General features: G+C 72.9%; 10 protein-coding genes and 2 pseudogenes. 8 read left to right on the top strand and 4 right to left on the bottom strand.

The window, feature by feature from the left end; all coding sequences use genetic code 11:
* Nucleotides 1-81 precede the first annotated feature (81 nt).
* Nucleotides 82-504, bottom strand: a complete 423-nt coding sequence (locus QPK52_RS05895) for a hypothetical protein (protein ID WP_410535967.1) — start codon at nucleotides 502-504, stop codon at nucleotides 82-84.
* Here QPK52_RS05895 and QPK52_RS05890 point away from each other — a divergent pair.
* From QPK52_RS05890 to QPK52_RS05865, 6 genes and pseudogenes are all read left to right on the top strand, one after another.
* A pseudogene (locus tag QPK52_RS05890) lies at nucleotides 499-898 on the top strand (SbcC/MukB-like Walker B domain-containing protein); the annotation flags it as partial. The gene QPK52_RS05895 and the pseudogene QPK52_RS05890 overlap by 6 nt on opposite strands.
* Nucleotides 895-2,202 (top strand): TIGR02679 family protein, encoded by a 1,308-nt coding sequence (locus QPK52_RS05885; RefSeq protein ID WP_410535966.1) that lies wholly within the window; start codon nucleotides 895-897, stop codon nucleotides 2,200-2,202. The pseudogene QPK52_RS05890 and the gene QPK52_RS05885, both read left to right, overlap by 4 nt.
* A 533-nt stretch (nucleotides 2,203-2,735) precedes the next feature.
* Nucleotides 2,736-3,548, top strand: a pseudogene (locus QPK52_RS05880) (family 43 glycosylhydrolase); the annotation flags it as partial.
* A gap of 381 nt (nucleotides 3,549-3,929) precedes the next feature.
* Nucleotides 3,930-5,354 carry a non-reducing end alpha-L-arabinofuranosidase family hydrolase gene (locus tag QPK52_RS05875; protein ID WP_410540223.1) on the top strand — a complete coding sequence of 475 codons (1,425 nt, stop codon included), beginning with the start codon at nucleotides 3,930-3,932 and terminating at the stop codon, nucleotides 5,352-5,354.
* Between the two features lie 276 nt (nucleotides 5,355-5,630).
* Nucleotides 5,631-5,723, top strand: coding sequence for a putative leader peptide (locus QPK52_RS05870; RefSeq protein WP_410535965.1), 93 nt, complete (start codon nucleotides 5,631-5,633; stop codon nucleotides 5,721-5,723).
* A gap of 373 nt (nucleotides 5,724-6,096) precedes the next feature.
* Nucleotides 6,097-6,636 carry a winged helix-turn-helix domain-containing protein gene (locus QPK52_RS05865; protein WP_410535964.1) on the top strand — a complete coding sequence of 180 codons (540 nt, stop codon included), beginning with the start codon at nucleotides 6,097-6,099 and terminating at the stop codon, nucleotides 6,634-6,636.
* A gap of 111 nt (nucleotides 6,637-6,747) precedes the next feature.
* Here QPK52_RS05865 and QPK52_RS05860 read toward each other — a convergent pair whose 3' ends face one another.
* Nucleotides 6,748-7,206, bottom strand: coding sequence for an RrF2 family transcriptional regulator (locus QPK52_RS05860; RefSeq protein ID WP_410535963.1), 459 nt, complete (start codon nucleotides 7,204-7,206; stop codon nucleotides 6,748-6,750).
* A gap of 257 nt (nucleotides 7,207-7,463) precedes the next feature.
* Between QPK52_RS05860 and QPK52_RS05855 the strand changes: the two genes are divergently transcribed.
* Nucleotides 7,464-9,758 carry a peptidoglycan recognition protein gene (locus tag QPK52_RS05855; RefSeq protein WP_410535962.1) on the top strand — a complete coding sequence of 765 codons (2,295 nt, stop codon included), beginning with the start codon at nucleotides 7,464-7,466 and terminating at the stop codon, nucleotides 9,756-9,758.
* 256 nt (nucleotides 9,759-10,014) lie between these two features.
* A complete protein-coding gene (locus QPK52_RS05850) occupies nucleotides 10,015-11,559 on the top strand; it encodes a fused MFS/spermidine synthase (protein WP_410535961.1) in 1,545 nt (514 codons plus the stop codon).
* Between the two features lie 87 nt (nucleotides 11,560-11,646).
* Here the strand turns inward: QPK52_RS05850 and QPK52_RS05845 are convergent, their stop codons facing one another.
* The gene (locus QPK52_RS05845; RefSeq protein WP_410535960.1) at nucleotides 11,647-12,510 is read right to left on the bottom strand and encodes an energy-coupling factor ABC transporter ATP-binding protein; all 864 of its coding nucleotides are present in this window, start codon (nucleotides 12,508-12,510) and stop codon (nucleotides 11,647-11,649) included.
* Nucleotides 12,507-13,256 carry a cobalt ECF transporter T component CbiQ gene (gene cbiQ / locus QPK52_RS05840; RefSeq protein ID WP_410535959.1) on the bottom strand — a complete coding sequence of 250 codons (750 nt, stop codon included), beginning with the start codon at nucleotides 13,254-13,256 and terminating at the stop codon, nucleotides 12,507-12,509. Before cbiQ ends, QPK52_RS05845 begins: the two co-directional genes overlap by 4 nt.
* Between the last annotated feature and the right edge of the window lie 4 nt (nucleotides 13,257-13,260).

Here is a 13,260-nt window from a genome sequence, read left to right as displayed (position 1 = left end):
CCCGGTAGCCCAGTTGGCGGCGAGCAGCCGTGTCATGGCCTGCAGCAAGCAGGAGCCTGGGAACTCCGCCCGGTCGGTGAATCAGGTCAGCCACTTGCCGAGGGCGGGCACGGACGGGTCCACGGCGTACGGTCCCTCGACGGCGCGCAGCCTGGTCAGCCGGCCGGGCAGCCGGAGGTAGGCGACGCCCTCGCCACCCGGCACCAGGGGCTGTGGCGCACGTAGGTAGCGCAGGCGCTCCTCCCTGGCCTTGCCGCGGCCGGTGGTGTACGCCTCCGTCTCCGGGGTGCGGCACCGCTCGATGTACGGCAGCGGCAGCGCGGCGAGGCGCTCGACGAAGAGGAAGCGCTCGGCCCGGTCACGCGGTCGGCGTACCGTCAGCAGCACGGGGCCGTCCGGGTCCGTGCCGGCGAGGGCGGCCAACGGGGCGCAGGCCTCCCCGGCGAGCGTCAACGGCACCAGGACGAAGGGGTGATCCGCCCAGAAGCTCGTGGCGGCTGGCACCAGTTCACCGTCCGGCTCGACCGCGGGAGCGGGGCTGGATGGCAGCCGCTCACCAAGAAACCGCACGGCGCGCTTTCCCACGGGGAGAAGGCCATCGCCCTGTCACCTTCCGTTGTTCGCCACCGTATCCGCCCACTACGGGGCCGTGCCCGAGGCACCCCGGCTGATCCTGCTGGACGAGGTCTTCGTCGGGGTCGACACCGTCAACCGCAGGCAGGTCTTCGCCCTGCTCGCCGCGCTCGACCTGGACCTCATGCTCACCTCCGACCACGAATGGTGCACTTACGGGGAGCTGCCCGGCATCGCCGCCCACCAGCTTCTCACCGGCACGGACGATGCCGCGGTCACCAGCGCCCGCCTCGTATGGAACGGCACCGACCTGGAGGCGGAATGACGCACGCGGGACCGACCTCGGGCGATCGAGCCCTGCGCCGCCCCGAGCTGCGTCCGCTCCGGCAGGTGGTCCACGACCGTCTCTCGTCCGGCCGACCCGTTACCCGAGTGCGCCTCTGGCCGCTCGACGGCACCCAGCGTGAGGCTCTCACCGATCTCCTCGGTTTGGACCTCCTACCGGACGTCCGGCCCTCTGCCAGCCTGGCCCGCCCGGAGGAGGCGGTCATCGAACTCTGCGGCCGCACGGTACGCGAAGCCGTCACCGAACCGGTGGGCCCGTCGGCCGACCGTACTGCCGAGCGGTGCCGCCAAAAGGAAGAGCGAGCCGAGCTGTGGAACTGGCTGGATACTCACGACACCGTACGGGCCCGGCCCGCGCTCGCCGACTGGGTCGTCTCCCGCAGGTCTGCCGGCCTGGTCGGTGGCTCACCGAGACGTACCCGCGCTTTGCTCACGGACGCACTTGCGGTGCTGGCGGCGCTCCCCGCGCAGGCGGACCCCCTGCCCATCTTCGCCGCCCGGGTCCTGAAAGGCGACTCCCACGCGCTCGACGACGGCACCCGTCTGCCCTCCCTCGTCCTGCGTGCCCTTGCGGCCCTCCATGACACCGCCCCGCCGCAGTCCGCATTGGAAAGACGCGCACTGTGGGCCCGCGCGGGCATCGCGGACGACGAGCTGTCCTCCGCCGTCCTCGCCGCCGGACTGCGCCCCCGCGGCAGCAGCCCGCTCGCCCGCGTGGCACGCGTGTGCGCCGACGCCGGTCAGGCCGCCAGCCTGACGCTCGCCCAGGTGCGGGCCCCGGGCGCGTTCATACTTCCGGCAGAGCCCGCGTCCGTCGTTCATGTCGCAGAGAACACCAGTGTCATGGCGCTGGCGCTACGGCGTTTCGGCACGCACTGCCCGCTCCTGGGCTGCACATCCGGCTGGCCCAACAACGCGGCCGTTCACCTCCTCCGTCTGCTCGCGGACCACGGCACCACCCTCCTCTACCACGGCGACTTCGATGGTGAGGGCATCCGCATCGCTGCGTATGCGTTCGACAAAACGCTGGCTCGCCCATGGCGCATGACAGCGGCGGACTACCGTGGCGCTCTCGTCCGCACCTCCGAAGGCCCTCCGCTCGGCCGTCTCACCGGGGCGCCGTGGGACCCGGAGCTAACTGCCGCCATGGCCAGCCATGGCACCGCCGTGGTCGAGGAGTTGGTCACCGATCCGCTCCTGGAGGACCCGGCCGTTGCTGCACTCGGCGGCACAGCACGCGGGGGCCGACTGCGAGCTGCCCGGTGGGAGTTCCGGACGCTGTGACGCTCGGACGAGACTCCGGGCGCCCGAGCGCCTGCGTGACAGCTTAAGAACGGCCTTCTGACCTGCCGTTCTCCTTCCCGTATCTTGTGGCCTGTTCTCGATGGCCCACCACGTTGAGCGCGTCTTGGTTCTCAAATCCATCGAGGAGTACTCCTGACCTGTGCTTCTGCGGTGAAGCGGCCCCGTGCCGACCCTGGCACGAGGGCATCGCCCGGGTTCTTGCAACTCCAAACTCCTCAGACCCACTTCGAGGACCTCTGGCTTGCTGCGGCCCGATACCCCGGCCTTCGGTGGATCCCCTCGTGGGACCCGCCGAAGGCTGGACTCCGCCTCCTGTCCGCGGCCCTGCGAAACGCTTCGGTGTCGGTGGCGGCACCCGCCAGAGGTATTGACGCCGCCCGCCGGCTCCCTATCATTCAGGTTGCCCGACAATCCGACCGTTGTTCGATATTACGAACACATTGGGCTACTTCATCGCACAGCAGGGCATCTCCGGGCCGCCCCCGAACGCCGAGCCGCAAGGAGCCTGCCGCATGCGTATGCCATGGCCTCATGAGCCCTTGTCCCGTCGTCGCGCGCCGGCGAACGCCACCGGCCTCGCCGCTGGCGCGGTCCTCCCTGTGACGGGAGTCCCCCACGCCTCGGCCGCTCCCGCCCAGGGGGCGACCCGCGCCACCGCCGGGGAGCACGCGAACCCGGTGATCTGGCAGGACTTCGCGGACATCGACGTCATCCGCGTCGGAGACACCTACTACGCCTCGGCCTCGACCTTGCACTACTCGCCGGGCGCGCCCGTCCTGCGCAGTTACGACCTGGTGCACTGGGAGATCACCGGCCGCTCGGTACCGGTCCTGGACTTCGGCGCCAAGTACGACCTGAACGGGGTCCGGGGCTACGTCAGGGGGGTCTGGGCGTCGTCGCCGGCCTGTCTTCCGAGCAACAGGACATTCCACTGGCTGGGCCAGATCGACTTCGCCCGGACGTATATCTACACCGCGACGGCCGTCGAGGGGCCGCGGAGTCGGCTGACGGCGATCGGCACGCCCTACTACGACGCGGGGCTGCTGGTCGACAGCGACGACACCCTGTACGCGGCGTACGGCAACACCACGATCAGCGTGGCTCAGCTCTCCCCAGGCGGCCGCACCCGGGTCCGCGCGCAGGAGGTGTCCACGGCCCCGCCGAGCGTCGGCACCCTCGGGGGCGCCCGCTTCTACAAGATCAACGGTCAGTACTACGTCTTCCTGACCCGACCAGCGAACGGGCAGTACATCCTGAAGCCGTCAGGCGGCCCCTTCGACCCGTACACGATGCGGCAGGTGCTCCTCGACCTGCGGGAGCCGATCCCCGGCGGAGGCGTCCCGCACCGGGGCGGCCTGGTCCGGGCGCAGAACGGCGCCTGGTATTGCCTCGCGTTCGTCGACGTCTGCCCCGGCGGCCGGATGCCCGTGCTGGCCCCGGTCCCGGACCCGCCGGCCGAGACGGTCCCGACGACACCCGGGACCGCGACGGACTCACCCGGCGCCGTCCGGGCCTTTGCCGCGGGCGCCCATGCGGTCCGAAGGCGCCGGGCGCCACCGGTCTTCCGGAGGGCAGCGGAGGACCGGCAGGTCACGAGCGGTCTGCCGCGGTGCCCGCGGACCGCAGCACACCTCACCACACCGACAGTCCGGGCGACCTCTGACGAGGCCGACCGGAACCGCCTACTCAAGGTTGGGAAAGTCCCCATGCACAGAGGAAGTTCCATCCGCAGGCATCCGTCCGCGGTGCTGGCCGCAGCGGTCGCGGCCCTGGCCGCGCTGGCGGCGATGCTCGTCGCCCCCTCGGCGCAGGCGGCCACCAGCGGCGCCTTACGCGGTGTCGGCTCGAACCGGTGTCTCGACGTGTCGGGTGCCGGCCGGGCCGACGGCACCCAACTGCAGATCTACGACTGCTGGGGCGGGGCCAACCAGCAGTGGACGCTGACGGACGACAACCGGCTGACCGTGTACGGCGACAAGTGCCTGGATGTTCCGGGCCACTCCACCACGGCCGGCACCCGGGTGCAGATCTGGACCTGTTCGGGCGGCGCGAACCAGCAGTGGCGGGTGAACTCCGACGGCACGGTCGTCGGCGTCGAGTCCGGGCTGTGCCTGGAGGCCGCGGGCGCCGGTACGGCCAACGGCACGGCGGTGCAGATCTGGACGTGCAACGGCGGCAGCAACCAGAAGTGGACGGGCCTGTCCGGTACGCCGCCGACGGACGGCACGTGCTCCCTCCCCTCGACGTACCGCTGGACGTCGACGGGGGCGCTGGCGCAGCCGGCGCACGGGTGGGCCGCGGTGAAGGACTTCACCGCCGTGAAGCACAACGGCAGGTACCTGGTCTACGCGACGAACTACTCGGGGTCGTCGTACGGCTCGATGATGTTCAGTCCCTTCACGAACTGGTCGGACATGGCGTCGGCCGGCCAGATCGGGATGAACCAGGCCGCGGTGGCGCCCACGCTGTTCTACTTCGCGCCCAAGAACATCTGGGTGCTGGCGTACCAGTGGGGCCAGTGGCCCTTCATCTACCGCACGTCGAGCGACCTCACCAATCCCAACGGCTGGTCCTCCCCGCAGCCGCTGTTCACCGGGAGCATCTCCGACTCCGACACCGGCCCGATCGACCAGACCCTGATCGCCGACGACCGGAACATGTACCTGTTCTTCGCCGGTGACAACGGCAAGATCTACCGGGCGAGCATGCCGATCGGGAACTTCCCGGGGAACTTCGGCTCGTCGTACACGACGATCATGAGCGACACGAAGGCCAACCTGTTCGAGGGCGTACAGGTCTACAAGGTCAAGGGCCAGAGCCAGTACCTCATGATCGTCGAGGCGATGGGCGCGAACGGGCGCTACTTCCGCTCCTTCACGGCCTCCAGCCTGAACGGCTCGTGGACCCCGCAGGCCGCCGGCGAGAGCAGCCCCTTCGCGGGCAAGGCCAACAGCGGCGCCACCTGGACCAACGACATCAGCCACGGTGACCTGGTCCGCGACAACCCCGACCAGACCATGACCATCGACCCCTGCAACCTGCAGTTCCTCTACCAGGGCAAGGACCCGGGCGCGGGCGGCGACTACAACCGGCTGCCGTGGCGGCCGGGCGTCCTCACCCTGCGGCGCTGACCTTCCGATTCCCGGTTCCCGTTTCCCGGTGACCGGCATCCGCCGATCGAGGGCCCCGGCCGCGCGGCCGGGGCCCTCCCGGGCACCCTTTCCGGGTGTTCCTCTGTGGAGGGACTCAACCCGCAAGGCATGCCGCCGTGGTCACCGAAGGTGCCCGAGGCGGGAAACCTCCGGGATGCCTCCGCCCCGTGCATCGCGAGACTCCGCGCCGAACTCCCCTACTTTTCCAAGAGATTTACTAGGGATGCTTGACGCCGTGTCCCGGGAGCCAGCAGGATGATGGGCATGTCCCGCGCGCAGCAACCGCTCGTACGCCGCCGGCACGTGGACCTCCACCGCGTGGCCAGCGCTGCCTGTCGGCGCGCTTAGCCGGCGCCCAGACCGGGCAGGGCCCGCCCGCCGGGACCGGTGTCCGGCGCATGTGGCCGCGGGGTGGCCGGAAGCGTCCGTAGGGGGTCTGCCTGTTCTCCCGGCCGGCGCGACCGCGGGTGTGCCACCGGCCTCGGTGCCCAGGAGCGCACTCCGCCCGCCGTCGCGGCAGGGCGGCCCCTGACGGCGGGAGGGCGTCGGGGCGGCGGCGCCGCTTCTCCTCCCTTTCTCACTCCCTCCCTTCCGGGCCCCCAGTCGTGCCCGTTGCCACCGTGCCGCGTTCCGGGACCGGACGACGTCCGCCCCCATGCCTCCTCCCGCTCGGTGGACCTGCCCCGCCCCCGCCCCCGCACACAACGAAAGGACCACTCCCATGACCGTGGCACCGCAGGCCCGCGCCCTCCACGCCGATGTCCCCCTCCTCCCGTCCCACCAGCACCTGCGGTTGGTCCGGGAGGAGAGCCCCGACAGCACGGAGGACGGCGATACGGCGCCGCTCATCGGCTACCTCCTCTTCCTGCCCGAGGACGTCGATCCCGCGGCGCTCTTCGGCGAGAGCGGGCTCAGGCCCCGCATCCAGCCCGCCGCCCAAGACACCGGGCGGCCCTCGCCGTTCCGGGGCGACGACCGTGTCCGCATCGACGCGGAGCGGCACACCGCCGAGGTGGACGGGCGCGAACTCGACCTCACCTACCTGGAGTTCGCACTGCTGGCCCGGTTCGTCACACACCCCCACCGCGTCCACTCCCGCGAACACCTGGTCAACGGTGTCTGGGGCCACGCCCACGTCGGGAACGGACGCACCGTCGACGTCCACGTCGCACGGCTGCGCCGCAAGCTCGGGCAAGCGCACCGGCACCGCATCGTCACCGTGCGGCGGGTGGGCTACAAGTACGTGCCCGACGCGCGGTAGAGCCCGTACGGCGACCGCACCGCGCCCGTTCACCGCCCCGGTGCCGTTACCGCCGAGGGCGTGCGGGACCGGCACCGCGTCGTCCCGGCCGGGCGCCGCATGCCGGACAGGTCAGGGGTTCCGCCAGGCGGCGGGGTTGTCCACCAGCCCGGAGACCTCTCCGGGCAGCGCACCCGAGGCGACGTCCGCCAGCGACACCCCGTCGAGGATCCGGCGGACGTTGACCCGCAGCGCGACCCACAACGGCAGCAGCGACTCGGCGGCCCCCGTGTAGGAGAGCTCCGGCGGGCGCACCCCGCGCACCGACACCAGAGGGCCGTCCACGGCCCGGATCACATCGGCGACACTGATCGACTCCGGCGACCTGGCCAGCCGGTAGCCGCCGCTGGAGCCGCGCCGGCTCACCACCAGCCCGCCGCGGCGCATGTCACCGAGAATGCCCTCCAGGAACTTGTGCGGGATCTCCTGGGCCTCGGCGATGGCCTCCGCCTTCAAAGGACCGGCATCCCGGGCCGCGGCGAGGTGCAGGGCGGCACGCACCGCGTAGTCCGCCTTCGCCGAGATCCTCATGGCCGTATTATCCCGCACCCGGCGCGCCGAGCGATTCGGGGGCCTCCGCCGCCTGCTCCTTCTCACGCGTGCTCCCGCAGGTCCCGCCGGCTGTGCTGACACTCCGCGAACCGCGAGGCCCCCGCGAGGCCCGCACCCGCCGGGCCCCCCGCCCTGTCCCGCCTTCGGCAACTTGACGCCGCATCGGCTACCGTTCCGGTCCGATGGGCTGATTGGTCGCTCTGATCCGACAAGGACACAAGAAAACAGGGTGCGGTATGAGATCGCGTCGAATATGGGGCACGACCGCCGCGGTGGCGGCGGGGGTATCGGGGGTGCTGGTGCTCCAGGGGGTGATCGGCTCTCCCGTGGGGGGTGCCGGTGACGACGGGAAGTCCGCGGGTTCGGGGGAGCCGGTCCGGGCCGGTGTCCACTCGGCCGCGCTGAAGGTGACCGACGGCGGCCGGGCCGCGGAGTCGGGGCGGCGGGAGGTGGAGCCGTTCAGTCTGCTGGGAGTGACCTGGACCGATCCCGCCGCCCGCGTGGAGGGCACCGTGGAGGCCCGCACCCGCAGCACGGCGACGGGCCGGTGGTCGCGCTGGCTGGTGCTGGACGGCGACAGCGGGCAGGGCGAGCGGGGCGCCGAGCGCGGCGGTACCGAACCGGCCTGGGTGGGCCCCTCGGACGGGGTCGAGGTGCGGGTGCGGGCCGGAGGGAAGTCCTCGGCCGGTCTGCCCGCGGGGCTGCGGCTGGACATGATCGACCCCGGCGGCACCGCCACGGGCATGGAACCGGCCGCGTTCACCGAGGACGACCCCGCGGCCGATCCCTCCCCCACCCCGGAGCCGTCCGAACCGGAACCGGGCGGGTCTCAGCCGGCCACCGAGCCGGCACCGGAGCCGCCGGCGACGCAGAGCGATCCGGCCACCGAGCCGGCGCCGGTGAGCACGCCGCCCACCGCGTCCGCCCCGCCCACCCCACCGCCTCCCAGCGCGTCCGCCTCGGTGAGCCCGTCGCCCTCGGTGAGCGGGCCGCCGGCTCCGCCGTCCACCGTGCCGCGCCCGCCGATCACCGACCGCGCGGGCTGGGGGGCGGACGAGTCCGCCAGTCCCGAGGAGCCGGTCTACCTGCCCGGGGAGAAGATCAAGGCGGTGGTGGTGCACCACACCGCCGAGTCCAACTCCTACACCTGCGACCAGGCCCCGGCGGTGGTGCGCGGCATCTACGCGTACCACGTCAAGACGCTGGGCTGGCGGGACATCGGCTACAACTTCCTGGTCGACAAGTGCGGCAGGATCTACGAGGGCCGCAAGGGCGGCGTGGACCGCCCGGTGATGGGGGCGCACGCCTACGGCTTCAACGCCGAGACCACCGGCATCTCGATCCTGGGCACCTACACCGACACCGCCGCCTCCACCGCCGCGCTGACCTCGGTCGCCCAGGTGGCCGCCTGGAAGCTGGGCCAGTACGGCGTCGCGCCGAAGGGCACCGCCACCCTCACCGCCGGCGACGCCGGCCGCAACTACTTCGGCAAGACCTGGGCCAAGGGCGCGCAGCTGTCCTTCCCCGCCATCCACGGGCACCGCGACGGCTACAACACCCAGTGCCCGGGCAACCGGCTCTACGACCAGCTCGCCACCGTCCGCACCTACGCCGCCGGCCCGGTCGGCGGCCTGGCGATCACCTCGGTCACCGGCGCCGGGCAGTCGGGGACGACCTACTACACCAAGGCCGCCGTCACGGTGAACTGGAAGGCGAGCACTCCCACCGCGCTGATCTCCCGGTACGAGCTGCTGGTCGACGGCAAGGTCGCCGCCACCGCGGCGAACACCGCCACCTCGGCCAAGACCACCCTGGCCCTGGGCAGCCACACCGTGGCCGTCCGCGCCGTCCACATCTCGGGCAAGGCCGCCACCACCGCGGCCGCGACCGTGGTCGCCGAGACCACCGCCCCCACCTTCACCACCAAGCCGAACCTGGCCCTGCGCACCGGCACCGTCGACACCGGCGCCGTCCCCGTCACCCTGAAGTGGAAGGCCACCGACGCCGCCGCCCTGAAGGAGGTCAAGCTGACCAAGCCGGTGGCCAAGACCTACGGGCCCACCACCACCAGCGCCTCCCACACCGCCGCCTCGGGCACGGCCACCACCTGGTCGCTGACCGCCCGCGACCAGGCCGGCAACACCGCCACCGCCTCGGTGGCCGGCACCCCGGTGATCCTCCAGGAGACCTCGGCCACCAGGACCGGCACCTGGACCACCAAGTCCTCCACCAGCTACCTGGGCGGCAAGTCCTACTCCAGCTCCGCCAAGAACGCCTCGCTGAGCTGGACCTTCACCGGCCGATCGGCCGCCTGGATCGTCTCGCGGGCCACCGGCTCCGGCCAGGCCCACATCTACGTCGACGGCACCAAGACCGCCACCGTGGACCTGAAGTCCTCGACGACCAAGTACCGCCAGGCGATCTGGACCAAGACCTGGGCCGGCAGCGCCAAGCACACCATCAAGATCGTCGTCGTGGGCACCAGCGGCCGGCCCACCGTCACCACCGACGGCCTGGTCTACCTCAAGTAGGCACGGGCCGGCCGCAAGGACGACACCCCGGGGCCGGGGCCCTCCGCACGAGGCGGAGGGCCCCGGCCCCGGCCGTGGGCGCCGCCCACGGACCCCGCCCGCGGCGGGGCCGCCGGGCCGAACCGCGGGGAGGACGAGACCGTCGGTGCCTCGAACCTCCGGAGCGGGTTCACCGCTCGGCCCGTCCGCGGTGAGCGGGTGACCGAGGTGACGAGGATTCTCGCCGCCGCGTCCGGCCGGTGTGCCGCATGCGAGGATGGAGCCCGTGACCGAACCGTCCCCCTCGCCTGTCGTCCAGGGAGCGCCTCGCGACCGCGGTCTGGGGCCCCGTGCCGCCGCTGTGCTCGTGTTCGGGTCCTCGGCCGCGGTCCTGGTGGTCGAGATCGTCGCCCTGCGGCTGCTGGCCCCCTACCTCGGCCTCACCCTCGAGACCAGCACCATGGTGATCGGCATCGCCCTGACCGCGATCGCCCTCGGCTCCTGGCTGGGCGGGCGCATGGCCGACCGGATCGATCCGCGCCGGCTCCTGGGCCCCTCGCTCGGGGTGTCGGGAGCGGTCGTGGCGCTCACCCCCGCCGTGCTGCGCGCCACCGCGGAGTGGGCTCCGGCGGTGCTCCTGTCGATCGCGTCGCTGACCGTCCTCGTGCCGGGCGCGCTGCTCTCCGCGGTGACGCCGATCGTGACCAAGCTGCGTCTCACCAGCCTCGCCGAGACCGGAACGGTCGTCGGCCGGCTGTCCGGCGTCGGCACCGTCGGCGCCATCGTCGGCACCGTCCTGACCGGCTTCGTCCTCGTGTCGCGGTTGCCGGTCAGCGGCATCCTGATCGGCCTGGGGACACTGCTGGTGGCCGGCTCGGCGCTCGTCGAGTGGCGAACGCGCGGGTGGAGCGGCGCCCCCGCCCTGGCGCTCGCGGTCGTCGCCGGCGGCCTGGCCACCGCGGTCGTGCCCGGTGGCTGCGACGCGGAGACCCGGTACCACTGCGCACGGGTGGTCGCCGACCCCGACCGGGACAGCGGCCGCACACTCCTCCTGGACGGAGTGCGGCACTCCTACGTCGACATCGAGGACCCGACCTTCCTGAAGTTCACGTACGTGCGCGCCATCGCGTCGGTGGTCGACGCCGCCTTCCCCGAAGGCGAGCCACTCGCCGCCCACCACCTGGGCGGCGGCGGGCTCACCTTTCCTCGCTACCTCGCGGCCACGCGGCCCGGGACGCACAGCGTCGTGTCCGAGATCGACAGCGGGGTCGTGCGCATCGACCGCGACCGGCTCGGTCTGGGTTCCGAAGCCGGCGTCGACGTACGCGTCGAGGACGGCAGGCTCGGCCTGCGGCGACTGGACACCGGCAGTCTCGACCTCGTCGTCGGCGACGCGTTCGGAGGCGTCAGCGTGCCGTGGCACCTCACCACGGCGGAGGCGATGGCCGAGGTGCGGCGGGTGCTCGACGAGGACGGTCTGTACGTCGCCAACCTCATCGACCACGGTGACCTGGCCTTCGCACGTGCCGAAGCGGCCACCCTCGCCGAGACCTTCGAGCACGTCGCCCTCGTCGGCGAACCCGCCGACATCGGCCTCGACCCGGCCGCCGTCCCCGAGGGCGGCAATCTGGTGGTGCTCGCCTCCGACCGGCCGGTCGACCTGCGTGCGGCCCAGGAGGCGCTGGACGCCCGGCGGACCGGCTGGAAGATCGCCTCCGGCGACGACCTCGCCTCCTGGATCGGCGACGCCCGAGTGCTCACCGACGACTACGCACCCGTCGACCAGCTCCTCCAGCCCTACGGCTCACGGGGCGGCCGGTGAGGGAAGGCGCGTCAGGGCCGCCCTGCCGGCGCGCTCGAACAGGCCGTCCCGCGCCCGCGTACGGTTCCCCGCCCCCGACTCCGGCGCCTACCGGGGCTCCTCCGGTCCCTCCGGTTCCGTGCCCGGGGCGAAGAGCGCGGCCAGTTCCTCCGGGGTGCGGGGCGCGGCCGCGGCGGCGGGCAGGTCCTGCGACCGCAGCAGCCGCGCCACCGCGACGCCCCAGGGCAGCCGCAGCCCGGCCTGCCGCAGGAGTCCGGTGCGGGCCAGCATCGCGGCCGCCGGACCGCAGCGCACCCCCTCGGGGGTGAGCAGCGCCGCGTCGTCGGCCCAGAGCAGGGCGAGGTCGACGTCGTGCGTGGCCATCACCACCGTCGTGCCGCCCTCGCGCAGTCCGTCCAGGGTGGCGAGCAGCCGCTCCCGGCCGTCCGGGTCGAGCCCCGCGGTCGGCTCGTCGAGGACCAGGACCTTCGGCCGCATCGCGACCGCCCCCGCGATCGCGGTCCGCTTGCGCTGGCCGTAGGAGAGCAGATGGGTGGGACGGTCGGCCAGGTGGCCGATGTCCAGGGCGGTCAGGGCCTCGTCGACCCGCGCCCGCACCTCGGCGTCCGGCAGTCCGAGGTTCAGCGGCCCGAAGGAGACGTCCTGGGCGACGGACGCGGCGAAGAGCTGGTCGTCCGGGTCCTGCACGACGAGCTGGACGGTCGTCCGCAGCCGGGTCAGCCCTTTGCGGTCGTAGGCGACGGGCCGCCCCCGGAGGGCCAACTCGCCGGTGTCCGGCCGCAGTCCGCCGCTCAGCAGCCGCATCAGCGTGGTCTTGCCGCTGCCGTTGCGGCCCAGCAGGGCGAGCGCGCGCCCCTCGCGCACCTCGAAGTCCAGGCCGCTGAGCACGAGCGGCCCGTCCTCGTAGGAGAAGGACACGTCCCGCAGGGCGACGAGTGCCGGCTCGCTCATGTCAGCGGCCCTTCCAGAACGAAGGTGAGGGCGGTCACGGAGCCGAGGAGCGCGACGCTGCCGCAGGTGAAGCGCGCCGAGACGCCGGCCTCGGGCACCAGCACCCGCAGGGCGCCGTCGTAGCCCCGTCCGGCGAGTCCGTCCTGGAGCCGGGCGGCCCGGCCGAAGGCGCGGACGAACGCGGTGGCGCCGAGGGAGGCCAGGGAGCGCCAGGCCGCGGCCCGGGTGGTGTGCCCGAGCCGGGCGGCCTGTGCCTCGCGTACGCGGCGCACCGAATCCAGCAGCAGGAAGCTCATCCGGTACGTCACCAGGGCGACGTCCACGACCGGCGCGGGTACGCCCGCCCGCACCAGCCGGGGGAGCAGGTCGGACATCGGGGTGGTGAAGGCGAACAGCAGCACGCCCAGGGAGGCCGCCGAGGTGCGCAGCAGCACCTCCCCGGCGCGGGCCGGGCCGTCGTCGGCCAGGGACAGGAAGCCCTCCGGGCCGGCGACCTGGAACAGCAGCGTGGCCGCGCCGGTCACGCAGAAGCCCAGTGGCACCCGGCAGGCGCGCCACAGCCTGCGGCCGGGCACGCCCGCCGGGCCCAGCAGCACGGCGAGCGCGGTGAGGGCCACCAGGGCCGCGCCCGGCCAGGGCGGCAGGCAGAGCGCCAGCGCGGTGAGGCCGAAACCGAGCACGGCCTTGTCCGCGGGGTGGCGGCGGCGCCAGCGACTGCTGTGCGCCGCCGCGTCGATCGGCAGCACGGGG

The organism is Streptomyces sp. KL2 (genome assembly GCF_046529545.1).
GTDB lineage: Bacteria > Actinomycetota > Actinomycetes > Streptomycetales > Streptomycetaceae > Streptomyces > Streptomyces radiopugnans.
Note: the sequence above shows the minus strand (reverse complement) of the source record. Positions and strands in the feature narration are given on the sequence as shown.